Consider the following 22,768-nt stretch of genomic DNA (forward strand, 5'->3'; position numbering starts at 1 on the left):
CGCCTGTTGATGACATGCGTTCTGACTATCCATCCAACCTGACTGGAGCAAGCAAGTGAAATCCATCCGCATTATTCCGACGCTGGCCATGACCGCTTTGGCAGTGGCCGTTCTGGCCGGCTGCGGCGAGAAGAAAACCGACGCCCCGCAGGCAGCTGCCGCACCGGCGGCGACCGACAAGGTCGTCATCGGCGTCTATGGCGGAGATTGGGAAAAGAACATCCGTGCCGCCGGCCTTGAGCAATACGCCAAGGACAACAACATCAATGTCGAGATCGTGCCGGGCGCCGATGCGGAATGGCTGGCCAAGCTGCGCGCGGCCAACGGCAACAAGCCGGCGTTCGACGTCGTCGTCTTCCAGCCGGACTCGGTGCAGCGCGCCGCCGCCGCCAATCTGCTGGAGCCGCTGGAGGCCAAGAACATCCCGAACCTGGACAAGCTCTACGGCACCGTGCAGGAAAAATTCGTGCGCGACGGCAAGACCTACGCTGCCGCCTTCAGCCTGGGCCAACTGGGCCTGGCCTACCGCACAGACCTGGTCAAGACGCCGCCGACCAGTTGGCTGGACCTGTGGAAGCCTGAATACAAGGGCCACGTCGCCGTATCGTCCCCGGCCTATGCCGCCGGCCTGCAATTCTTCGCTGGCCTGACCCACGCGCTGGGCGGCGAACTCAAGGACGATGCCGCCGTTGATAAGACCTTTGCCAAGCTGGCCGAGCTCAAGCAGAACGCCGTCGCCTTCCCGGACAGCCCGGGCGCCATCCAGACCTTGCTGGAACGCGGCGATGCATGGGTCGTGCCTTATTGGGATGGCCGTGTGTTCGCGTTGCAAAAGAGCGGGCTGAAGGTCGGCTTCGCGTACCCGACCGATGGCCCTGTCGTGGGCGCTGCCAACTGGGTCATCGCCAAGGGCGCGCCTAACCTGGCCAATGCCTACAAGCTGGTGGACTTCCTCTCCGGCGCGCAGGTGCAGAAGGCGTTCTCCGACAAGTCGCTGTACGGCATGACCAACCGCGACGTGCAGTATGACGAAGAGCTCAAGACCAAGGTGCAGGTCGGCGAAGAGGCTTACAAGAAGCTGATCTGGATCGACTATGAAACGGCGACACCGAAGGTGGCCGACTGGACCAACCGCTGGGCGCAGGCGTTGGGCGGCGGTAAATGAGCGCAATTGAAATCCATGGCGTTGCGCGGCAGTTCGGCGAACTCAAGGCGCTGGACGGCGTAGACCTGGTGATCGGGCAGGGCGAGTTCTTCTCGCTGCTCGGCCCCAGCGGCTGCGGCAAGACCACGCTGCTCAACATCATTGCGGGATTTCTGGCGCCCAGCGCCGGGCGGGTGGCTATCGGCGGACGCGACATCACGGCGCTGCCGCCGCACCAGCGGGACATCGGCATGGTGTTCCAGAACTACGCTCTGTTCCCGCACTTGAATGTGTTCGACAACGTGGCCTATGGCTTGCGTGTGCGCAAGTCGGGCAGCGATGCGATCCGCAAGCGGGCGGGTGACATGCTGGACCTGGTGCGCTTGTCCGAGCTGGGGCATCGCATGCCGCACCAGCTTTCCGGCGGCCAGCAGCAGCGCGTGGCGATTGCCCGCGCGCTGGCCATCAGCCCGCAGGTGCTGCTGCTGGACGAACCGCTGTCCAATCTCGATGCCAAGCTGCGCAAGGAAATGCAGGCTGAATTGCGCCGCATGCAGCGCGACGTGGGCATCACGACCGTGATGGTCACGCACGACCAGGAAGAGGCGCTCGGTCTGTCCGACCGCATCGGCATCCTGGGTTGTGGGCACCTGCAGCAGGTCGGTACGCCGCTGGAACTGTACCGCCAGCCGGCCAACCGCTTTGTGGCCGAATTCGTCGGCCAGGCCAACCTGATCGCAGCGCGGCGCGATGCGAACGGCGGCTATGCCGCCTTGCATCACGCAGGGGCGTCCCAGGCGCCGTTGCATTTGATGCCGGCAGACGGCAGCGCCGGCGAAGCCCTGTTCCTGCTGCGCCCGGAGCGCATCCGCCTGGCGCCCGGTAGCGGCCATGCTGCGCCCGCCATCAACGTTGCCAGCGGTATCGTGCGCGACGCCAGCTATACCGGCGCGGGCATCCATATCACCGTGGCGCTGGCGGGCCATGGCGAGCTGGCGGTCGATGCTCCCGAATCGGCATTCGCGGCCATTCCCGCGCCGGGTTCGCCGGTGCAATTGTCATGGTCGGCGCAAGACCTCGTGCCGCTGCCGCCTGAACGGAGCGCCGCATGAGCCTGGCCGACAAGAAGGGGCCGGTGGACACATGGTTTCCCTGGCTGCTGCTGACGCCGTCGATGCTGTTCCTGGCAGCGTTCCTGGCAGTGCCGGGCATCCTGCTGATAGTGCTGAGCCTGCGCAACGTGGACAGCATGCTGATGCTGCTGCCGACCTACGGCCTGGCGCAATATGCGCAGGTGTTCACATCGCAGCATTACCTGTCGGCGCTGGGGACCACCTTGTGGGTGGCGGCACTGACGGCGGCGCTGTGCGTGCTGTTGGCCTATCCGGCGGCATGGCTCCTGGTGGCCACGCGCAGTCGCGGCTGGCGCACGCTGCTGTATGTGATCCTGATCTCGCCCCTGCTCACCAGTGTGGTGATCCGCACGTTTGCATGGATCGTGCTGCTGGCGCAAAACGGCCTGATCAACGACATCCTGCGTCACACCGGCCTGATCGATTCGCCGCTGGCGCTGCTGTGGAACATGAAGGCCGTCATCGTTGCCTACGTGCAGGTGATGCTGCCCTTCGCGGTGCTGCCGCTGGCGACCTCGCTGGGCGACATTCCCGAAGCCTTGCCGCGTGCCTCGCAAAGCCTGGGCGCGGGGCCGTTCCATACGTTCACCCGTGTGGTCCTGCCGCTGACGATCCCGGGCATGATGAGCGGCGCGATCATCGTCTTCGCGCTGGCCGCGGGCAGCTATGTCACGCCATTGCTGATCGGCGGACGGCTGCAGCCCTTGCTGCCCATCGGCATCTACCAGCAGGCGCTCCAGATTGCCAATCTGCCATTGGCGGCAGCCTTGTCGCTGACCTTGCTGGTGGTGACGGCCGGCATTGCGGGCGCGATGACTTACTTGCAAAAACGTTGGGAGCGTCGCGTTTATGGCCACTGATCTGCCCGCTTTACATACTGCTGCGCAAAGCACGGCGTCGGCCAAGGCCTGGCGGCTGGCCGGGATCGGCGCCGGTGCGCTGGTGTATGTGTTCCTGAGTCTGCCGGTGCTGGTGATCTTCCTGTCGGCATTCAGCCCGGAGGCGTATCCGCAGTTTCCGCCGCAGCAATTTTCGCTGCGCTGGTTCTACGCCTTCTTCGAGAATCCGGCTTGGCTCCGGGCGCTCGAAGTCAGTGCGTGGTTGCTGCTCATCGCCACGCCGGTGACGACGCTGCTGGGGACAACGGCGGCTTATGCGCTGGCCAGGCTGGATTTCCCGGGACGTTCCGTGATCCAGGCATTCGTGCTCTCGCCGCTGATCATCCCGCAAGTGGTGCTGGGCATCGCCTTGCTGTATGTGCTGACCGGCGCCGGGATGGCCGGCTCTCTGCTTGGGCTGGCGGCGGGCCATATCGTGGTCGCCTTGCCGTATGCCGTGCGAACCGTCAGCGTCAGCCTGGCATCGATGGACCGCCGCCTCGAAACGGCCTCGATGAATCTGGGCGCCACACCGGCCTACACGTTCCGCCACGTGACACTGCCGCTGATCAAGCCGGGCATTGTGGCCGGCGCCGTGTTTGCGGCAGTGACCTCATTTGGCGAAGTCTCGGTCAGCCTGTTCCTGACGGCGCCGGGCACGGTATCGATGCCGGTGCGGATTTTCACCTACATCGACCAGACCTTCGATCCGGTCGTCAATGCCGTGTCGGCCATCTTCATCGTGCTGGCGGTGCTGGCGCTGGTGTTGATCGAACGCACAATCAGGTTGACCAAAGCGATGTAGGACGCAAACAGCAGGTGCATGCTTTAGCCAGGAGAAGAAAGGCCGCGCAACGTCGCGGCCTTTCTTTTTGTTTTTCCAGCCTGAGATCGCGAATGATTGATAAATGCTGTAAATAGTAATGATTGTCATTACAATACAGACATAAAAACATGTTGAAAAAGCGTAAAGGGGAGAAAACCTCTTATTGTTTTATTGATAATTTTAGGTGTGGCAGCCGCCAGAGGCGGACCGATGCCTGAAAGACAGGTAAATCATGTCCAATGCAGGGGTGCACAAACAAATCGGGGTTCTCTACAGCGAGCACCACAACTGGCTGGCCAACTGGCTCAGCCAGAAACTGCGATGTCAGTATCTTGGTGCAGACCTGGCCCAAGACACGTTCGTGCGCCTGTTTGCCGGACGGCTGCCAAATAACCTGGACAATCCCAAGGCTTACTTGACTACGGTGGCCAAGGGGATCGTCAACACCTATCTCCGGCGCAAGAATCTTGAGCAAGCCTATCTGGAAGCGCTCGCCGCCGCGCCGGAGCCGGTGCAGCCGTCGCCTGAGGAGCGTTTGCTGGTCTTGGAGGTATTGGCCGACATAGACAGGATCCTCGACGGACTGCCGGCCAAGGTAAAACAGGTCTTTCTGCTCGCCCAGCTGGATGGTCTTCCCTATGCCGACATCTGCGATTCGCTGGACGTGTCGCTCGCGACGGTAAAGCGCCATATGGTCAAGGCCTATAGCCATTGCTTAAGTGCCATTTAGAGCGGAGCAAATTTTGATGGAGCAAGCACCACGCAAGCCACTCTCCGAGGAAATCCTCCAGGAGGCCGCAACCTGGCTGATGGAGATGCACGATGGTCCGTTGACGCCTAAGGAGCGTGTTCGCTTTAATCAATGGCGCCAGCGCAGCACCGAGCACGAGATGGCTTGGCAAAAGGCCGCGATGCTGCTCGATAAGTTTCAGAGGGTGCCGGTGCCAGGGGCCGTGGCGCTCAAGGCTGCGTCGGTGCCTTCACGCCGTGCTGCCATCAAAACGCTGGTGGTACTGCTGGCCGCGGGGCCAGTCGCTTGGACGGCGTATCGCTTGTCGCCATTGTCTGGCCGAGGCGACGTGGTGACCACGCAGCGCGGCGAGCATCGCGACCTTGTGCTGGATGACGGCACAAAAATCTCCTTGAACACCTCGACCCAAATCCAGGTCCAGTACAGCGATGAGATGCGCCGCGTCCGTTTGCTGCAAGGGGAGATACTGGTCTCCACCGCAAAAGATGGCCGGAACCCGGCCAGGCCTTTCATCGTAGAGACGGCCGAGGGCCGGCTTCAGCCGCTCGGTACACGCTTCACCGCCAGGCAGCTGGATGGGCGCTCGCATGTTGCGGTGGTTGAGGGCGCTGTGGAACTCATCCCTGCAGATGCGCCGACCGAAAAGCAGCGTGTCCCGGCAGGATATCAGGCCGCGTTTTCCTCGCACGCCGTGGAGCCCCTGACGCAGGGTAGCGAGCTGAGCCTGGCCTGGACTACGGGCATGCTGGTGGTGGACAAGATGCCGCTTTCAGTCTTTGCGGGAGAGTTGGGACGCTACCGGGCAGGGCTGCTGCAGGTCGATGCCGAGGTCGGGAAACTGGCCGTCTCAGGAGTATTCCCATTGGAAGACACGACTGCCAGCCTGACGCTGCTTGAGCAGACCATGCCAGTGCGTATCCAATATTTCACCCGTTATTGGGCACGCATTGTGTCCCGATAGCCATGTCGCAGTCCCTGAAATTCTTTTTAAAAAAGCTGAGCCATTTTTGAAGTTCGTTGGGCATACCAGTGAAGACGCTCAATTCGGACATCGAAAGGTTCAGTATGGATTACCCAGAAAGAAACAGGAAAGTAGTGCGGAAACGGTCGGCTGAAGCAGCATTGATGCAGAAGTCGGCCATGGCGATAGCCATTCATTGGGCCGCCGCAGCGATGGCGATGTCATCGCTGGCATACATGGCCCCTGCGGTTGCCGCAGAAACAGCCAACGCCGTACAAAGCTTCAGCATCGCCCCGGGGCCGCTTGCACAGGCATTGCCGGCATTCGCTGCTCGCGCAGGCGTTCCCTTGTCATTCGACGGAAAGCTTCTGGAGGGGAAAACCAGTCCGGGGCTGACGGGTACTTACTCCGTCGATGAGGGTTTTTCCCGTCTGTTGCAAGGAACGGATCTCCAGGCACAGCGCCTGCCCGGCGGCGGCTATACCGTTAAAGCACCCACTGTAGCGCCCGGCGCCTCCATCGGCGAGCTGCAGCCCATTGAAATCAGCGCACAACGCACCAGCAGCACCATCATCCGGCCGACGCGCCAGAGTAATGTCATTGAGCGTGAAGAGCTCAATGAGTTGCGCCAGTCGTCCGATAGCCTGGCAACTGTGCTCGGCAAGATTGTTCCCGGCATGGCGGATTCGAGCCACACGATGACGGACTATGGCCAAACGCTGCGCGGCCGGAACACCCTTGTCCTGGTGGACGGTATTCCGCTCAACACCAACCGGGATTCATCCCGGAACATGGCCACGCTGAACCTGGCCAGCATCGACAAGGTTGAGGTGCTGCGTGGAAGTAGCGCCATTTATGGCGCCGGCGCCGCCGGCGGCATTATCGCCGTGACGACCCGCCCGGCAGGCGGCGAACCGTATGCGGAGACTACCTTCACGTTGAAGTCCGCGCTGTCTCACCTTGGGAGCGACGGCCTCGGCGGCGAGGTGAATCACTACATGTCCGGCGCCAGCGGTGCGGTGGACTATGCGTTTAACGTTGGCTACCAGCATGTCGGCGGCTCCTTCGATGGCAAAGGCAATCGCATCGCACCCGAACCTAGCCAGGGCGACCTGTTCGATAGCGACAACTACACCCTGGGCGGAAAACTGGGCTTCCGCATCGACAAGAACCAGCGCCTGCAGTTGTCCGTCAGCCGGTACGTCGCAGAACAGGACAGCTCCTACGGCTCAGACCCGGCGGTAGCGAAACTGCCGGCGGGCAGTGCCGTCGCGCGTCCCCTGGATGGCCTGCAGTTGGCAGAGCAGAACCAGATTAAAAACACCCTGGTGAGCCTGGATTACCAGAACCAGGATGTCTTCGGCAGCACGTTGTCGACCCAGTTGTACTACCGCGACTACTTCACCCGCTTTACTCCCTTTGATGCACGCGCAGTCTCTACGCGAGGGAACAATGTCGACCAGGTGATGCAGAACTCCCGCGTACTTGGCGGCCGCGCTACCTTGAATACACCGCTGGCCGACAATACCAAGCTGCTCTGGGGCCTGGACTTCAACCAGGAGCGCAGCGATATGCCGGATGACATCTTCAACGCCGCCGCGTACGACGCAAGCGGCGGCAGCGTCTTCCAGCGCACCGGAACCTTGCTTTACATGCCATTGCTGACTACCCGCTCCATCGGCGGCTTTGCCCAGCTCCAGCACAAAATGAATGAGAAGTGGTCGGTTGAGACGGGCTTGCGCTATGAGCGCGCCTACGCCAGTTACGACGATTTCATCCCGCTGTCGCAGAGCAAATCGGCATCTCCGCAGAAGGTCCGCGGCGGTTCGGTTTCCTTCAGCTCCTGGATGAGCAATGCCGGTGTCGTCTTCAAGCCTGTCGCCGGGCACGAAGTCTATGCGTCGTTCAGCCAGGGCTTCCAGCTTCCCGACATCGGCGTGCAGATCCGCAATGCGACCCCGGCCTTCAACATTTCGTCTTCATCCCTCGAACCGGTGAAGACCAACAGCTACGAGCTGGGGTGGCGCGGTGCATTCGGCAACGTCCTCGGCAACCTGGCGATATTCCATACCACCTCCAAGCTGGGTGATATCCAGAGCTTCAACAATGGCCTTATCCTGACCCGCACCGCGGAGAAGATTTCCGGCATCGAGGCCGGCGCCGACTATCTGCCGGACGATTCGGCATGGGGCGGCGGCGCGACATACGCAATGATGTGGGGACGCGAGACGCCACAGGGAAGCTCCAGCGACCAGATCATGAGCGGTTACCGCATCCCGCCAATGAAGCTCACGGCTTATTTGCAGTACAAGCCGAATAGCAAATGGAGCAATCGCCTGCAGGCGACCTACTTTGCTTCACGCGATTACCGTCTCAAGGGACAAACGGCATTTGGCCGCCGGGAGGTTGGCAGCTATACCACCGTCGATCTGGTGAGCAGGTATCAACTGACGCAAAAGGACACTGTTTCTCTTGGTATAGAGAACCTGCTTAACCGGTATTACATCCCGGCCTACAGCCAGCTTATGCGCAACAGCAATAACACCAGTCGCTTGCCGGGTGCAGGGGCTGTGATGAGCGTGAGTTATAGCCATCGCTGGTAACTATCGCAAAAGAAAAAAGCGGCTCACATTGCTGTGAGCCGCTTCTGTTCTGGTGCTGATGGGCGGAATCGAACCGTCGACCTACTGATTACGAATCAGTTGCTCTACCAACTGAGCTACATCAGCTGAAGAAGCGGAATTATAGCGCTTTCTTTTTTCTTCTTCTAGAACAAGCACTTCAAACATTTCCCCCATAGTTCCCCCTGCTTCTTTATTGTCGCTGCGAATTCTTCGTCAATGATGAAGACTTTGCAGGGAGGATTCTATAGCCCGGTGGTGGCCTTCGGAACACGCTATGGACGGATTAAGGGGATTTCGTGAGTTGGTGGCTGACTCCAAAAAACTTTCCGTGTACGGTCCTCGTCAAAATCTGTTTGCGTTCTTCGTGGCTGGAAATGGAACTGATTAGCCTGCTTTGTTACACAAGATCAGTGCATTTCAAGCTCGATGCTAACAGTCCGCCTGGATTTGAAAAATGATAAAGACAACATACTTAAAGATAGGTCGGAAGGAGTTTTTGTTAAACCAAAGTCCTTCTACCACGATGAAATTATCGGTGACTCCGATAAGTGACGAGCGTCTGTGCGCGGAGCTATATGCCGAGGTCGGCGCACCGCATTACTGGAACGTATATCGTGTTTGCTGGGATCTGTCAGATTGGCAGCATTATGCATGTCAACCCAATGTCCAAATTTCGCAGTTTCAGCTTGCTGCTAAAGTGGTGGGATACTTGGAGCTGAGGCATTCCGATGATGCAGTCGAGATCGTGAATTTTGGTTTGCGTCCCAACTTCGTCGGCAGGGGAGTGGGGCGGGCCGCGTTGGAAGCGGCACTTGCGCACGGATTTTCCTTTGGCGTTAGCGAGATTTGGTTGCACACTTGTAGCTTGGATCATCCTGCAGCATTGTCGAACTATTACGCTCGCGGTTTTCGGTTAATTAAAGAAGGCGTGGATAACTTTTTGCCGCTCGATCCTATACCGGGTATTGTGCAATTGGCGGCATGAATATGTTCAGCACGTCTGCAGCACCAACTGACGTGCTGAAGTGATGTGCTGATGTGTAATCGCTGATTCCGTATCAGTTGCACTACCGATTGAGCTACATCAGCCAAGGGTCGTCTTCTATTAAAAATTTTAGTTTTTCCAATACGTCATCCGCATTCATTTTCAGCCCAGATGCTAAAACGCCCCCGGTGTGCACCGGGGGCGTTTTCATTGTTGCCTTGCAATCAGACTGGCTTGCCCGGTTCCCCCGAAGGGCGCCGGGCAAGGCCCAGTGATTACTTGGTCACAGCCAGCAGAGTACGTTGGCCGCCCTTGTAGGTGTACAGGGTCAGCGAACCGTCCTTGATGTCGCCCTTGGCGTCGAAGGCGATCACGCCGGTCACGCCCTTGTGGCTGATCTTGGCCAGTTCCGGCAGGTACTTCTTCGGATCGGCCGAGCCGGCCTTGGCCATGGCGTCAGCCACGGTCATGGTGGCGTCGTAGGCGTACGCAGCGTTGTAGACCACGTCGATGCCGAATTTCTTCTTATAGGCAGCGCGGAAGTCGTCCATGCCCTTCTTGCCGGCGTCGTCGACGCCACCGGCTTCAGCGCAGACCACTTGGTCGTCGCCCAGGCCGTCACCAGCCAGGCCCGGCAGCGAGCCGGTACAGATGCCGTCGCCGCCCATGAACTTGGCGGAGATGCCCAGTTGCTTCATCTGGCGCAGCATCGGGCCGCCGACCGCATCCATGCCGCCGAAGAACACGACGTCAGGCTTCTTGGACTTGATCGAGGTCAGGATGGCGTTGAAGTCGGTCGCCTTGTCGTTGGTGAACTGCTTGCCGACGATGGTGCCGCCGGCGGCTTGCGCGCCCTTGGCGAATTCTTCAGCCACGCCCTGGCCGTAGGCGGTGCGGTCGTCGATCACGGCGATCTGCTTGGTGCCCAGCTTCTGTACGGCATACTTGCCCAGTGCGGCGCCCAGCTGCGCATCGTTGGCCACCACGCGGAAGGCGGTCTTGAAGCCTTGTTGCGTGTACTTGGGGTTGGTGGCCGAAGGCGAAACCTGCGGGATGCCGGCGTCGCTGTAGATCTTGGAGGCAGGGATGGTGGTGCCCGAGTTCAGGTGGCCGATCACGGCGGAAACCTTCTGGTCGACCAGCTTGGTAGCGACGGCGGTAGCTTGCTTCGGATCGGAGGCGTCATCTTCGCCGACCAGTTCGAACTTGACCTTCTTGCCGCCGATGGTGAAACCCTTGGCATTCAATTCGTCCACGGCCATGCGGGCGCCGTTTTCGTTGTCTTTACCCATGTGGGCGTTGGGGCCGGAGAGCGGTCCGACGTGTGCGATCTTGACGACTTCCTGGGAGTAGGCTGCACCAGCGAACGCCAGTCCGATAGCTGCGGTTAGTGGAATAATTGCGCTCTTGAGTTTCATAAAATTCCTCTGTAGATTGAATTGACCATTTTTGATGTTTTGTCTCACTACTCAAGCTTTATTCAGATCCTTTTTGCGGGAATTGGGCGGCCCGCTTTTGCTTTCGTCCCCGACTTTCTGAATAATGCAGACGGTACAACATAAGATTCGGCTTCGCCAAGTTTTTTTTAGAGGCTTGCCTAAAAATTTCCATATCATTTGCCCATGCCCGCAAAACACCACACGCTCGACAAGGTTGATCGCAAACTGCTCAACATGCTGCAGAAAGACAATCAGATCTCGACCCGCGTGTTGGCTGAGAAGCTACATATTTCCCAGCCGACCTGCCTGCGCCGTATCCGGGAGCTGCGGGAGGCGGGAATCATCAGCGCCGAGGTGGCGATGGTTGACCCCTTCGCCCTGGGCTACGGCATGCTGGCCTTCCTCGAGATCTCGCTGAACAACCAGTCGGACCAGCACATGCAGGACTTCGAACAGCGCATGGCCAAGGAGCCGGAAGTCATGCAGTGCTACTTCGTCTCCGGCGAATACGACTATTTCCTGGCGGTGCATGTCATCGATATGGATGCCTATTACCAGTTCGTGCGGCGCGTCATTTCAGGGTCCGGCAACGTGCGCCATTTCCAGTCGCGCTTCCCGATGAAGCGCGCCAAGTTCACGACGCGTATCACTTTCGATGAAAAGGCTGCCGAAGTACTGGTGCGCGTACCAGGCTGAACCACCGTCGTGGCCGGTAGCCCGGCCCAATACGCGCGCACCCTGTTTAGCAGTTTTCATGCCTGCACGGAGCCGGTCTTTCCTGTCCAATGGTGTGACCAACATTTGAGTGCTTGCGATTCCATGCGGCAGGCAGTGCGGGATCATGCCTGCCGGGACGGTTTTCCCTGTGTAATGCGCCGTTGCGGCAGACAAGCCTCCTGTGTTATTTTCGGGGCATCCGATGGCGTTGCCGGGTAACTGTTCTGTCCGGTATTGTCATTCAGGCCATACGCACCAAGAGCGGACGCAGATCAGCAGAACCAATCGCCAGCCGCGCCGGCATCAGCCGAACCATCCAGTATCATCCACTTTGTGCGGCGCAACAGCCGTATCCCAAATTGCGTCAGGAGCCAGGCTCCAGATGCGGAGAGGGCGTTGCCCACGCAGTCAGCGGAAATACGGAGCGCAGGGCGCTCGATGGTGCAGCGCCGCTGCAAAATGGCGCACGTTCGGACCACAACAAATTTGGCAACCCTTATCCGAAACCGAAAGGAAACCCCGCACGATGCACGAAGTCGAGCTATTCATCCAGGACATGGCGATCATCATGCTGATCGCCGGCATCGTCACGGTGCTCTTCAACCAACTGAAGCAGCCGGTGGTGCTGGGATATATCGTGGCGGGCGTGATTATCGGCCCGCATACCCCGCCTTACGACCTGATCCAGGATGAGAAGACCGTGCACATCCTCTCCGAGCTCGGGGTGATCTTCCTGCTGTTCTCGCTGGGGCTGGAATTCAGCCTGAAAAAGCTGGCCAAGGTCGGCGCCACCGCCTTCATCGGCGCTGCCGCCGAGATCCTGCTCATGATCTGGATCGGCTACGAGATCGGCCTGTACTTCGGCTGGAAGCGCATGGATGCCATCTTCCTGGGCGCAATGCTGGCGGTGTCGTCCACCACCATCATCGTCAAGGCCTTGAACGAGCTGGGCATGAAGAACGAGAAGTTCGCCCAGATCATTTTCGGTATTCTGATCGTGGAAGACATCCTCGCCATCGGCATGATTGCGTTGCTGTCAGGCATCGCTACCAGCGGTTCGGTCAATTCGGGCGATGTCTTCACCACCGTGGGCAAGCTGGTGCTGTTCATGATCGTCTCGCTGGTGGTGGGCATCCTGGCGGTGCCGCGCCTGCTCAACTTCATCTCGCGCTTCAAGAGCAATGAGATGCTGCTGGTAGCGATGCTGGGCATCCTGTTCGGCTTCTGCCTCTTGGTGATGAAGCTGCAGTACAGCGTGGCGCTGGGCGCCTTCCTGGTCGGCGCGGTGATGGCCGAATCGCGCCAGCTGCACCGCATCGAGCGCCTGGTCGAACCGATCCGCGACATGTTTTCCGCCATCTTCTTCGTCGCCATCGGCCTCATGTTCGACCCCAACGTGCTGGTCAAGTACTGGCAGCCGATTACCGTCATCACGATCGCGGTGGTGTTCGGCAAGCTGATCAGTTGCGGCATGGGTACCTTCCTGGCCGGCCAGAGCGGACGCACGCCGATGCGCGTGGGCATGGGGCTGGCGCAGATCGGCGAGTTCTCCTTCATCATCGCCGCGCTGGGGGTGAGCCTGAAGGTCACCAGCGAATTCCTGTACCCGATCGTGGTGGCGGTTTCCGCCATCACCGCGCTGCTGACGCCTTACCTGATCAAGGCCGCCGACCCTTTGTCGGCCAAGGCGATCACGCTGGTGCCATCCAAGGTGTCCAATTTGCTGGGCATGTATTCGCGCTGGCTGGAAAGCCTGCAGCCGCAGGGCGACCGCGCCGAACTCTCCAAGATCATCCGCCGCATCCTGATGCAGGTGCTGGTCAACCTGGCATTGGTGATCGCGGTATTCCTGGCCGGCGCGTTCTTCGTCGATGGGCTGAGCAAGTACTTGTCGGACTGGACGCCTGACCCCGATGTGCAAAAGGCCATCATCTGGGGCTGCGCGCTGGTGATTTCGCTGCCGTTCCTGATCGCCACTTACCGCAAGCTGCAGGCCCTGGCCATGCTGCTGGCCGAGGTCGGCGTCAAGCCGGAGTTCGCGGGAGCGTATACTTCGGGGGTGCGGCGCATCATTTCCGAGATCCTGCCCATCATGTCGATCGTCGGCATCATGCTGCTGATCTTCGTGCTCTCCGCCAGTATCCTGCCGCCGCTGAACCTGCTGGCCTTTGTACTGGCGGGTGCGGCGGGCCTGCTGTGGCTGCTGTGGAGCAAGCTGGTCAAGCTGCATTCGCGCCTGCAGATCGCCCTCTTCGAGACGCTGGACGAGCAGCCCGAGGACGTGCACTGACGCCGCCATACAAAGAATTTATTACCTGACTGAAAAATCATGACGCAAGACGAACTGAAACAGGCGGTCGCCAAGGCCGCGATCGAATACGTGGTCGATGGCGAGATTATCGGCGTGGGCACCGGCTCCACGGCCAATTTCTTCATCGATGAGCTGGGCAAGATCAAAGACCGCATCAAGGGCGCCGTGGCCTCGTCGGAAGCTACGGCGGAACGCCTGCGTTCGCATGGCATCAAGGTGTTCGACCTCAATGACGTTGACACCATGCCGGTCTACATCGACGGCGCCGACGAGATCAACGCCGCCGGGGCCATGATCAAGGGCGGCGGTGCGGCCTTGACGCGCGAGAAGATCGTCGCCTCGGTGGCGCAAAAGTTTGTGTGCATCGCAGACGGTTCCAAGCTGGTGGACGTGCTGGGCAAGTTCCCGCTGCCGGTGGAAGTGATCCCGATGTCGCAGGCGGTGGTTGCCCGCAAGCTGGGTGCGCTGGGCGGCGAGCCGCGCCTGCGTATCAAGGACGGCAAGCCGGTGGTGACCGACAACGGTTGCTACATCATCGACGTGCTGGGTTTGTCCATCACCGAGCCGGCCGATATTGAAGACAAGATCAACAACATTGTCGGCGTGGTCACCAATGGCCTGTTCGCGCGCCAGGGCGCCAATGTCTGTTTGTTGGGGACTTCGGAAGGCGTGAAGAAGCTGGAGTTCTGAAGCGCTTTCTCGTCGTTGTCGGAATTAAAAAAGGCCGTGTCCTCAGGGACACGGCCTTTTTCATTGTGAAGCAGAGGCTTATTTGGGCGACGCAGCCTTGGCCTCGTCGCGCGCCACCACCACACTCATCTTCGCCGGATCGAAGTACTTGCGTGCCGCTGCATTGACCTGTTCCAGCGTCAGGCCGGCGATCTTCGAGTCCATCTGCTGCTGCCAGCCATAGGTACGCCCCAGGTTCAGCAATGAAGTCCAGCCGCTGGCGATGCCTGCATCCTGCGCGCGCTGCTGGTTGCGTTGCTGCAGGATGCCGGACTTGGCGCGCAGCAGCTCGTCCTGGGTAAAGCCCTGCGTGACTACGCGCGCGATCTCTTCGCGCACGGCGGCATCCACCTTGTCCAGGTTCTGCGGCGCGGCGATGGCGCGCACCACGACATTGCCGGCATCGCTGACGGCGCCCACGTTCAGTCCGGAACCGATACCGTAAGACAGGCCGTCCTGCTGCCGCACGCGGTCGGCCAGGCGCGACTTCAGGCTGGCGCCGCCCAGCAGGTAGTTGGCCACGGCCAGCGCCGGGTAGTCCGGATCGCTGTCGAGCAGGCGCACGTTCTGGCGCGCGTAGTACACGCCGTTTTCCTTGTCGGGGGTGTTGACCGCCTGGCGCGTGGCGGGAATGTCGGCCCAGGTCGGCAGCACGCGCGCATAGGGCGAAGCGCTGTTCCAGCCGCCGAAGCCCGCGTCGATGGCCTGGCGCGCCACGGCCGGGTCAAAGTCGCCTACCACCGCCAGCTCGCCGTTGGAGGCGCCATAGAAGTCGCGATGGAAGTCCTTGACCTGCTCCAGCGTCACGGCCTGGATGGCGGCGATGCGTTCATCCAGCGTCTGTGCAGCGCGCCAGTCGCCCGCCGGGTAGTGGTTGAAGTGCTGTGCCACCGCCTCGGCCGCGCGCGCTTCAGGTTCATTGCGCGAGGCTTCCAGCGACACCAGGGTTTCGTTCTTCAACTGGCTGAATTCGGCGGCGTCGAAGCGCGGATGGCGCAGCACATCGGCGACCAGCTTGATGGCCGGCGCCAGGTTGTCGCGCGTGGTCTGGAAGTTGTAGACACCGCCGCTGATCTTCAGGCGAGTGAATTCGTCGGCGAGCTGCTGGCGGTTGAACTGTTGGTTGCCGCGCATGAGCATGCCAGCGGTCAGCTGGGCGATGGTTTTCTTGCCGAACAGCGTTTTTTCGTCGCCAAACTCCAGGTTCAGCCGTACCGAGACCGTGGCCCCGCGCGACTTCTTCGGCAGCAAGGCCAGTTTCAGCGCGGTGTGTGGCGGGCTGCCGGGCGGCACCAGCGTGGTGCGCTGCTCGATGTTGCCGGGTGCCGGATCGAAGGCTTCGCCTGCGGCCACAGGCGGGCGCGGCTTGTACTGCGCCAGCAGCGAGTCGACCGAAGGCGCGGCCGGCACGTCGGTGCGTTCCGGCTTGTCTTCAGGCAGGTACAGGCCGACGGTGCGGTTGTCGCGGCGGAAGTACTTGGTTGTCGCAGCGGCGACTTCGGCCGGGCTTACCCGTTGCTCGTTATCGCGGTCGGCGAACAGCAGCCGCCAGTCGCCCAGCGCGATGGCGCCGGACATGGTCACCGCCAGCTGTTGCGGATTGTTCTGCAGCTTTTCGAAAGCATTGGCACTTTCGCGGCGCAGGCGTTCCATCTCTTCGGCGGTCGGCGGCGTGGCGGCGAAGGATTCGATGGAGGCGACCAGTTCCTGCTTGACCGGCTCGATATCCGCTCCGGCCTTGACCACCGCAGCGATAATCTGCAACCCCGGCGCTACGCCGTTCAATTGCATGTGGTAGACCGCGCTGGCCTTGCCGCTTTCCACCAGCGACTTGTGCAGGCGGCCATTGGGCGTGTCGGCCAGGATGGCGCCGGCGAAGGCCAGGGCGTTGGCATCCGGATGCAGGCTTGAAGGAATCTTGTAAGCCACTGCCACCAGTTGGATATCGCCCTTGCGGCGGATAGTGAACTGGCGCTCGCCATCCTGGGTCGGCTCCACCGTCCAGAATTCCGGCAGCACGCGCTTGGGTTTGGGCATGCCTCCGAAACTCTGGCTGACCCATTGCAGCACCTTGGCCGGTTCGAACTTGCCCGCCACCAGCAGCACGGCGTTATCGGGCTGGTAATAAGTGCGGTAGAACGCTTGCAGGTTCTCGATCTTCACATTCTCGATATCGCTGCGGTTGCCGATCGTGGAGCGGCCATAGCTGTGCCAGTCGTAGGCCACGCTTTGCATGCGTTTCAACATCACGCTGGTGGGCGAATTCTCGCCGCTTTCGAACTCGTTGCGCACCACGGTCATCTCGGTGTCGAGATCTTTCTTCGCAATGTTCGAATGCAGCATGCGGTCGGCTTCCATGGCGATGGCCCAACGCAGGTTGTCTTCGCCGGCCTGGAAGGTTTCGTAGTAATTGGTGCGGTCCAGCCAGGTGGTGCCGTTGAAGTTCATCCCGCGCTTGCTGAACTCCTGCGGGATCGCCGGGTAATTCGGCGATCCCTTGAACATCAGGTGCTCCAGCAGGTGCGCCATGCCGGTTTCGCCATAGTTTTCGTGGCGCGAGCCGACCAGGTAGGTGATGTTGACCGTGACGGTAGGCTTGGAGTCGTCATGGAACATCAGCAGCTTGAAGCCATTGGCGAAGCGGTATTCGGTGATGCCCTCGGCAGAAGGACCTTGCGTGACGCCGGGCGGCAGTGCCGCCGCCTGTGTGTTTTTCCCGGGTGAGGTTTGGACTACAGCCGCGTCGGCAGCATAAGAAGACGGGATGGAAAGGCCCGACAGCATGGTAGAGAGACTGAGGGCGACGATGAACATGCGCGATGCACGGAAGGGCAAATTCTTCTCCTGCGGTGAGGTGGCGGTGAAATGCTGGCAAAGCAGCCATTGTATTACCTGATAACCTGTTTCCCGGCGAGATAGTGAACAGGTTCCAAGCAAACTCGGGGCAATAAAAAACGCCGCAGCAGGCTATCCCACGGCGGCGTTTTTCCCGGAAGAAGGCGCAGCTTACTCGCTCGGGGGCACATAACCCTGTGCGGCATCGGCGCCTTCGCCGAAGAAGTGCTTCTCCATTTGCACGGCCAGGTACTTGCGCGCGCGGGCATCGGCCAGCATCAGGCGGTTTTCGTTGACCAGCATGGTCTGGTGCTTGAGCCAGGCGGCCCAGGCTTCCTTGGAGACGCTCTCATAGATACGCTTGCCCAGTTCGCCCGGGTACGGCGGGAAGTCCAAGCCTTCGGCTTCCTTGTTCAGTTTGATGCAGTGGATCATGCGTGCCATGTCGATTCCTTGTTCGGTTGGGGTTGTTGCACCGGAGGCGGCGGCTCTGCGATCTGTTGTGCGTCGAGCCTGCCCGCGTCCCGGGAAAATTCAATACAGGTTCTTGATCAGCACCTGCGACTTGCGCTGCCAGTTGTAGATCTGCTGGCGGTCTTGCGGCAGGTCGTTGACGCCCGCCAGCACGAAGCCGCGCCTTAAGAACCAGTGCGAGGTGCGGGTGGTGAGCACGAATAGCTTGGTCAGTCCGGCTTCGCGCGCACGCGTTTCGATGTGCTTCAGGATACGGTCGCCGTCGCCCTGGCCTTGCACTTCGGGATTGACGGTGAGGCAAGCCATTTCGCCCATCTTTTCCTTGGGGAACGGATAGAGCGCGGCACAGCCGAAGATCACGCTGTCGTGCTCGATCACCGAGAAGTAATGGATCTCGCGCTCGATCAATTCGCGGCCGCGCTTGACCAGGGTGCCGTCGGCCTCCAGCGGTTCGATCAGCTTGAGGATGCCGCCTACGTCCTCGATGGTAGCCTGGCGCAGGCTTTCCAGGTTTTCGTAGGTGACCATGGTGCCGATGCCGTCGTGGGTGAACAGCTCCAGCAGCACCGAGCCGTCGGTGGCGAAGGGCACGATGTGCGCGCGCGACACGCCGGCGTTGCAGGCCTTGACCACGCTGCCCAGGTAGAAGGCGGCGTCAGCCGGCAGGAAACCTGCCGACAGCACGGCCTCGGCCTGGTGTGACGACAGTTCGCGGATATCGGCGTCGCCGGCATCCTTCATCAACGGCGTTTCAGACAGGAAGATCAGCTTTTCGGCGCGCAGCGCGATGGCGGCCGACACGGCCACGTCTTCCATGGTCAGGTTGAAGGCTTCGCCGGTGGGCGAGAAACCCAGCGGCGAGAGCAGTACGATACCGCCCGCATTCATGATGGGCTGGATCACGTCGGCGGCGATTTTGCGCACCACGCCGGTCAGTTGCAGGTCGACGCCGTCGATCACGCCCATCGGGCGCGCGGTCACGAAGTTGCCTGAAATGACACGGATGGCCGAATGCGCCATCGGCGTATTGGGCAAGCCTTGGCTGAAGGCGGCCTCGATATCCAGGCGCAGTTCGCCGGCAGCTTCCTTGGCGCATTCCAGGGCCGCGCTGTCGGTGACGCGCAGGCCATTGTGGAAGTGCGCCTCGACGTTGCGCAGCGCCAACTGTTCGGCCACCTGCGGGCGCGACCCGTGTACCACCACGATACGGATGCCCAGCGCATGCAACAGCGACAGGTCCTGGGCCAGCACTTGCAGGCCACCGGCCGTCACCAATTCGCCCGGAAAGGCGACCACGAAGGTCTTGCCGCGGAAGGCGTGAACATAGGGCGCGACGGAGCGCAGCCAGTTGACGAATTCGGTCTGATTTTCCATGACGCGCATTATAACCAGCGTAGCCGCCGACTGCCGGTGGCGATGTTGCGGCCGGCGCACGCCGTACCGCAGGAAAATCGGATGGATTCTAGATACTTGAGAATAAATATCATTAATAATTGACTCCTTCGAGCGTAGGCCTCCGCGCCTGCGTACCGAACTCTTGCCCCGCGTTTGGCTATTTCCGGCTACGCCACGCACCTCCGGCATCTCGTTTCCGATCCGCCTCCCGCCAGTTTCCCGGTAACGACGTCTTGATTCCTGCACCTGTCGGCGCAGGTTCGGCACGCCATGGTCGTGGCTTGCATACGCAATGGCCTTGCTTTCTACCTGAAGGATGAAGATGGAACCTGCAGCAACAATCACACCCGGGCGGCTGCGCCGCCGCAAACGCTGCGCCGGCAGCCTGATGGCTTGCGGCCTGAGTGTGCTGGTGCCCCAGGCGATCGCGGAAAGCGGCGAAGCGGCCGGCCAGAACCTGCCGCACATTGAAGTGCTTGAAAACGGCGAATCCGATGACGTGCGAGGATTCGTGGCCCGCAAGGCAGGGCAGACGATCAGGTCGGACGCGCCGCTGGTGGAAACGCCGCGTTCGGTCAGCGTACTGACGCGGGAATTGATGGATTCACAGCAGACCACTACCGTCACCGAGGCGCTGCGCAACGTGGCCGGCGTGGCGCCGGGTTCCTACGGGCGCCGCGGCTGGGATGACATGATCATCCGCGGCCAGCGCACGACCGAATCGATCATGGTGGATGGTTTGCCGATGCTGACTTACTGGCTGGCGCAGGAACCGTTCGGTTACGAGCGCATCGACGTGCTCAAGGGCGGGGCATCGGCCATGTTCGGCAATGCCCAGGCCGGCGGCCTGGTCAACATGATCAGCAAGCGTCCCATGGCGCATGCCTTCACCGACATCGGCGCGAGCTATGGCAGCTACGACTTCAAGCAAGTCACGCTCGACATGGGGCGGCCCCTGGATGCCGAAGGATTGTCGGCCTGGCGCCTCAATGCGCTGGTGCTGGATCGCGCCGATCCTACCAATGGCGTCTACCAGCGCAATTACTGGATCGCCCCGTCGGCGCGCCTGAGACTGGGCCGCGATACCGACTTGACGCTGCTGCTAAGCCTGAACCAGCGTGAATACATACGGCAGCAAGGCCTGCCGCCGCAGGGAACAATCCTTCCCAATCGTAACGGCCAGCTTCCCTCAAGTCTTTTTACCGGCGAGCCGAGCGCACAGCCTTATCAGGGCAGCCAATTGCGATTGGGTTATGAACTGGAACACCGTTTCGGCAATGACTGGAAGCTGCTGCAGAGTTTTCGCGCCCAGCAGACTGAGCTGACGGGAACGGGCGTGTTCAACGAGAATTTGGCCACCAATCAGCGTACCCAGGGACGTAGCGCCCGTAAGCAGGATTTCAACGTGACCTCGCTTCAGGCGGATACGGCTTTGTTGCACACCTTCGAAGCCGCAGGTCGGCATGAGATGCGCGTCGGCGTCGATTTGGCGATGTCCCGTCATCGGGTTCAGCTCCGCAATTGCCGCATTGCCGCGATCGACTTGTTCCAGCCGCGCTATGGCATGCCGCTGTCCTGCACGACGATGAATCAGGACCGCCTCGTCAACAGCTACGCGAGCGGCGTTTATGTGCAGGACTATTACAAAGTCAACGATGCGTTGTTGGTGCAGGCGGGATTGCGCTACGACATCGTGCGCAGCGATCAGGATGACTATATGCGCCGCACGCAGCGGTCGCAGACCGACAGCGCATGGAGCGGCAATCTCGGACTGAGTTATCGGTTGCCTTACGGCTTCGTTCCCTATGCCAGCTATAGCACTTCCTTCTCGCCTACCGTGGATGAAGTGTCCGTCGATGGCAAGCCTTTCGTTCCCGATACCGGCCGCCAGGTCGAAGCCGGGGTGAAGTGGGCCAGTGCCGACCAGCAGATCACAGCCAATCTGGCGTTTTATGATCTGGTGCGGCGTAATGTCACTGCCAGTGACCCGCTCAACAGAGGTTACAGCCTGCAGGTCGGCGAGCAGAGAACGCGCGGTGCCGAGATCGAGACGACGGCCAGCTTTGGCCGCTGGCAATGGACTGCGGCTTATGCCAATACCCTTGGCAAAGTTACTCAAGGCCTGCCGAGCCAGATCGGCAAGCCGCTGGACAATGTTCCGCGCCAGAGCTTGAGCTTGTGGGCTACCTACCGCTTCCGGCCCGAATGGACGGCCGGCTTGGGCGGGCGTTATGAATCCGCGAAACGGGGATACAGCTATCCCTACACGATCCCAGCCTATACAGTGCTTGATGCTTCCATCAGCTATGCCAGCGGAGCATACAGGCTGGGCTTGAACGTCAAGAACCTGGCGGATCGGCGCTACTATGCAGGAGGCATCAACGACCGCGCCCTGACGGTGGGGGACCCGCGCACGGTGCTGCTGACCGCCGGCTATCAGTTCTGACGCGAGGGACGGAAAATGGCGGCGGAAGAGGGAGGCCGCCGTCATCTTGGTGTTTAACGATTTGACGTTTTCTTTGCAATTAATGAAGAATGGCGAACGCAGGCAAAAAGAATGAATGGGCCTCCCCCCTTTCCCCGTATCGCGCCGCGAACCTTCATCCGCATGCATCCTTCATTTCATCAGGGACGATGACAAGAATATTGGTCAACCTGCTCTTCAAACTGTGGTTCAAGCCGCTTTGGCGTGCCGTCCCGCCAGTTTCCAGCGTCCGTGCAAGATTCCTGTGGGCTGACCGGATGGCTTCATTGGGGCGGAAGAAAATCACGCCGCAATACCGGGACATCGGCGGCGTGCCGGTGGAGTGGATCGGCGCCGAAGGGGCAATGCAAAAGGGAGTGGTGATCTATCTGCATGGCGGCGGTTTTGCGGTGCGGGCAATATATTCAGACAGAAGGTTTTGCCGGGACATCTCGCTCCGGTCCGGTTTGCCGGTTGTTCTCGTCCCATACCGCCTCGCCCCGGAATACCCTTATCCGCACGGTCTCAACGATTGCTGCCGCGTATATGAAGGGCTGATCGGAGAGGGTGTTCCCGCTGGCAGCATCGTCATCGTCGGACACTCTGCGGGCGCCAGCTATGCGCTTGCCTTGTTGATGCGCGCACGGCAAGAAGGGCTTCCCCAGCCGGCCGCCGCCATCGTGCTGTCGGCCCCGACCGACATGACCGCCCAAAGCCCTTCCATCGTTGCCAATGCCCGGCGCGATGCCATGCTAGGGCCCAACATTTGGCCGTGGGCGCGCAAGATATACGTGGGAACCATGCCGTTGTCGCATCCCGAGATCTCGCCCCTGTTCGGGGATTGGTCGGGACTCGCGCCTATCAGTTTCCACGTGTCCGATTCGGAAATGCTCCTCGACGATAGCCGGCGCGCCGTCGAGCGGGCGCGGGAGAGCGGGACGCAAGCGGATCTCTCGATCTGGAAAGGGCTTCCCCACAACTTCTATTTCCTTGATTTCTTGCCCGAAAGCAGGCAATTCCGGGAACAGATGCTGGGTTTCATCGAGAGGGCGCTGGCGCGTACGGAATGAGCCCGGCGGGGAGGGCGCCACGGATTTTCATT

17 protein-coding genes and 1 tRNA gene are annotated in these 22,768 nt (G+C 60.7%); 13 read left to right on the forward strand and 5 right to left on the reverse strand.

Annotated elements, in window-relative coordinates; genetic code table 11:
* The first annotated feature begins 55 nt into the window (after nucleotides 1-55).
* The 7 genes from AKL28_RS09915 (at nucleotide 56) to AKL28_RS09945 (ending at nucleotide 8,296) form a co-directional block, all read left to right on the forward strand.
* Nucleotides 56-1,165: an ABC transporter substrate-binding protein gene (locus tag AKL28_RS09915; protein WP_082221433.1), complete on the forward strand. Its 1,110-nt coding sequence runs from the start codon at nucleotides 56-58 to the stop codon at nucleotides 1,163-1,165.
* Entirely contained in the window at nucleotides 1,162-2,256 is a 1,095-nt protein-coding gene (locus AKL28_RS09920) for an ABC transporter ATP-binding protein (protein WP_050467969.1), read from the forward strand. The genes AKL28_RS09915 and AKL28_RS09920 overlap by 4 nt, the downstream gene beginning before the upstream one ends.
* Nucleotides 2,253-3,137: an ABC transporter permease gene (locus AKL28_RS09925; protein ID WP_050467970.1), complete on the forward strand. Its 885-nt coding sequence runs from the start codon at nucleotides 2,253-2,255 to the stop codon at nucleotides 3,135-3,137. Before AKL28_RS09920 ends, AKL28_RS09925 begins: the two co-directional genes overlap by 4 nt.
* Complete coding sequence (locus AKL28_RS09930; RefSeq protein ID WP_050467971.1) at nucleotides 3,127-3,960, forward strand: ABC transporter permease; 834 nt, start codon at nucleotides 3,127-3,129, stop codon at nucleotides 3,958-3,960. The genes AKL28_RS09925 and AKL28_RS09930 overlap by 11 nt, the downstream gene beginning before the upstream one ends.
* A gap of 253 nt (nucleotides 3,961-4,213) precedes the next feature.
* On the forward strand, nucleotides 4,214-4,711 hold the full coding sequence (locus AKL28_RS09935; RefSeq protein WP_050467972.1) for a sigma-70 family RNA polymerase sigma factor: 498 nt from the start codon (nucleotides 4,214-4,216) through the stop codon (nucleotides 4,709-4,711).
* A gap of 16 nt (nucleotides 4,712-4,727) precedes the next feature.
* Nucleotides 4,728-5,693 carry a FecR domain-containing protein gene (locus AKL28_RS09940; protein WP_050467973.1) on the forward strand — a complete coding sequence of 322 codons (966 nt, stop codon included), beginning with the start codon at nucleotides 4,728-4,730 and terminating at the stop codon, nucleotides 5,691-5,693.
* 179 nt (nucleotides 5,694-5,872) lie between these two features.
* Nucleotides 5,873-8,296, forward strand: a complete 2,424-nt coding sequence (locus AKL28_RS09945; RefSeq protein WP_174525329.1) for a TonB-dependent receptor — start codon at nucleotides 5,873-5,875, stop codon at nucleotides 8,294-8,296.
* A gap of 50 nt (nucleotides 8,297-8,346) precedes the next feature.
* On the opposite strand, the gene AKL28_RS09950 is transcribed toward AKL28_RS09945, so the two are convergent.
* Nucleotides 8,347-8,422, reverse strand: a tRNA-Thr gene (locus AKL28_RS09950).
* A gap of 349 nt (nucleotides 8,423-8,771) precedes the next feature.
* On the opposite strand from AKL28_RS09950, the gene AKL28_RS09955 reads away from it, so the two are divergent.
* Nucleotides 8,772-9,302: a GNAT family N-acetyltransferase gene (locus AKL28_RS09955; protein WP_050467974.1), complete on the forward strand. Its 531-nt coding sequence runs from the start codon at nucleotides 8,772-8,774 to the stop codon at nucleotides 9,300-9,302.
* A gap of 275 nt (nucleotides 9,303-9,577) precedes the next feature.
* Here AKL28_RS09955 and AKL28_RS09960 read toward each other — a convergent pair whose 3' ends face one another.
* Nucleotides 9,578-10,720 (reverse strand): branched-chain amino acid ABC transporter substrate-binding protein, encoded by a 1,143-nt coding sequence (locus tag AKL28_RS09960; RefSeq protein WP_050467975.1) that lies wholly within the window; start codon nucleotides 10,718-10,720, stop codon nucleotides 9,578-9,580.
* A gap of 204 nt (nucleotides 10,721-10,924) precedes the next feature.
* Here AKL28_RS09960 and AKL28_RS09965 point away from each other — a divergent pair, with 204 nt between their 5' ends.
* The 3 genes from AKL28_RS09965 (at nucleotide 10,925) to rpiA (ending at nucleotide 14,459) form a co-directional block, all read left to right on the forward strand.
* Nucleotides 10,925-11,437: an Lrp/AsnC family transcriptional regulator gene (locus AKL28_RS09965; RefSeq protein ID WP_050467976.1), complete on the forward strand. Its 513-nt coding sequence runs from the start codon at nucleotides 10,925-10,927 to the stop codon at nucleotides 11,435-11,437.
* A gap of 547 nt (nucleotides 11,438-11,984) precedes the next feature.
* The gene (locus AKL28_RS09970; RefSeq protein ID WP_050467977.1) at nucleotides 11,985-13,748 is read left to right on the forward strand and encodes a cation:proton antiporter; all 1,764 of its coding nucleotides are present in this window, start codon (nucleotides 11,985-11,987) and stop codon (nucleotides 13,746-13,748) included.
* Between the two features lie 39 nt (nucleotides 13,749-13,787).
* Complete coding sequence (rpiA, locus tag AKL28_RS09975; RefSeq protein ID WP_050467978.1) at nucleotides 13,788-14,459, forward strand: ribose-5-phosphate isomerase RpiA; 672 nt, start codon at nucleotides 13,788-13,790, stop codon at nucleotides 14,457-14,459.
* A 78-nt stretch (nucleotides 14,460-14,537) separates the two neighbouring features.
* On the opposite strand, the gene AKL28_RS09980 is transcribed toward rpiA, so the two are convergent.
* The 3 genes from AKL28_RS09980 to argA all read right to left on the reverse strand — a co-directional run bounded on the left by AKL28_RS09980 (nucleotide 14,538) and on the right by argA (nucleotide 19,181).
* Nucleotides 14,538-17,282 (reverse strand): M16 family metallopeptidase, encoded by a 2,745-nt coding sequence (locus tag AKL28_RS09980; RefSeq protein ID WP_156226289.1) that lies wholly within the window; start codon nucleotides 17,280-17,282, stop codon nucleotides 14,538-14,540.
* A 222-nt stretch (nucleotides 17,283-17,504) separates the two neighbouring features.
* Complete coding sequence (locus tag AKL28_RS09985; RefSeq protein ID WP_050467979.1) at nucleotides 17,505-17,777, reverse strand: oxidative damage protection protein; 273 nt, start codon at nucleotides 17,775-17,777, stop codon at nucleotides 17,505-17,507.
* Nucleotides 17,778-17,867: 90 nt separating this feature from the next.
* Nucleotides 17,868-19,181 carry an amino-acid N-acetyltransferase gene (gene argA / locus AKL28_RS09990; protein WP_050468031.1) on the reverse strand — a complete coding sequence of 438 codons (1,314 nt, stop codon included), beginning with the start codon at nucleotides 19,179-19,181 and terminating at the stop codon, nucleotides 17,868-17,870.
* Nucleotides 19,182-19,524: 343 nt separating this feature from the next.
* On the opposite strand from argA, the gene AKL28_RS09995 reads away from it, so the two are divergent.
* Together AKL28_RS09995 and AKL28_RS10000 are read left to right on the forward strand one after the other, a co-directional pair.
* Complete coding sequence (locus AKL28_RS09995) at nucleotides 19,525-21,648, forward strand: TonB-dependent siderophore receptor (protein ID WP_169801801.1); 2,124 nt, start codon at nucleotides 19,525-19,527, stop codon at nucleotides 21,646-21,648.
* Nucleotides 21,649-21,737: 89 nt separating this feature from the next.
* Nucleotides 21,738-22,736, forward strand: coding sequence for an alpha/beta hydrolase (locus AKL28_RS10000; RefSeq protein ID WP_082221434.1), 999 nt, complete (start codon nucleotides 21,738-21,740; stop codon nucleotides 22,734-22,736).
* Nucleotides 22,737-22,768: the final 32 nt, after the last annotated feature.

Origin of the sequence: Herbaspirillum chlorophenolicum, assembly GCF_001189955.1 — a bacterium.
GTDB lineage: Bacteria > Pseudomonadota > Gammaproteobacteria > Burkholderiales > Burkholderiaceae_D > Herbaspirillum > Herbaspirillum chlorophenolicum.

Bases quoted from the DNA above. Each gene is read 5' to 3' on its own strand.
- AKL28_RS09920 (WP_050467969.1), top strand. From the start codon at position 1,162: ATGAGCGCAATTGAAATCCATGGCGTTGCGCGGCAGTTCGGCGAACTC.
- AKL28_RS09925 (WP_050467970.1), top strand. From the start codon at position 2,253: ATGAGCCTGGCCGACAAGAAGGGGCCGGTGGACACATGGTTTCCCTGG.
- AKL28_RS09930 (WP_050467971.1), top strand. From the start codon at position 3,127: ATGGCCACTGATCTGCCCGCTTTACATACTGCTGCGCAAAGCACGGCG.
- AKL28_RS09935 (WP_050467972.1), top strand. From the start codon at position 4,214: ATGTCCAATGCAGGGGTGCACAAACAAATCGGGGTTCTCTACAGCGAG.
- AKL28_RS09940 (WP_050467973.1), top strand. From the start codon at position 4,728: ATGGAGCAAGCACCACGCAAGCCACTCTCCGAGGAAATCCTCCAGGAG.
- AKL28_RS09945 (WP_174525329.1), top strand. From the start codon at position 5,873: ATGGCGATAGCCATTCATTGGGCCGCCGCAGCGATGGCGATGTCATCG.
- AKL28_RS09955 (WP_050467974.1), top strand. From the start codon at position 8,772: ATGATAAAGACAACATACTTAAAGATAGGTCGGAAGGAGTTTTTGTTA.
- AKL28_RS09960 (WP_050467975.1), bottom strand. From the start codon at position 10,720: ATGAAACTCAAGAGCGCAATTATTCCACTAACCGCAGCTATCGGACTG.
- AKL28_RS09965 (WP_050467976.1), top strand. From the start codon at position 10,925: ATGCCCGCAAAACACCACACGCTCGACAAGGTTGATCGCAAACTGCTC.
- AKL28_RS09970 (WP_050467977.1), top strand. From the start codon at position 11,985: ATGCACGAAGTCGAGCTATTCATCCAGGACATGGCGATCATCATGCTG.
- rpiA (WP_050467978.1), top strand. From the start codon at position 13,788: ATGACGCAAGACGAACTGAAACAGGCGGTCGCCAAGGCCGCGATCGAA.
- AKL28_RS09980 (WP_156226289.1), bottom strand. From the start codon at position 17,282: ATGCTGTCGGGCCTTTCCATCCCGTCTTCTTATGCTGCCGACGCGGCT.
- AKL28_RS09985 (WP_050467979.1), bottom strand. From the start codon at position 17,777: ATGGCACGCATGATCCACTGCATCAAACTGAACAAGGAAGCCGAAGGC.
- argA (WP_050468031.1), bottom strand. From the start codon at position 19,181: ATGGAAAATCAGACCGAATTCGTCAACTGGCTGCGCTCCGTCGCGCCC.
- AKL28_RS09995 (WP_169801801.1), top strand. From the start codon at position 19,525: ATGGAACCTGCAGCAACAATCACACCCGGGCGGCTGCGCCGCCGCAAA.
- AKL28_RS10000 (WP_082221434.1), top strand. From the start codon at position 21,738: ATGGCGAACGCAGGCAAAAAGAATGAATGGGCCTCCCCCCTTTCCCCG.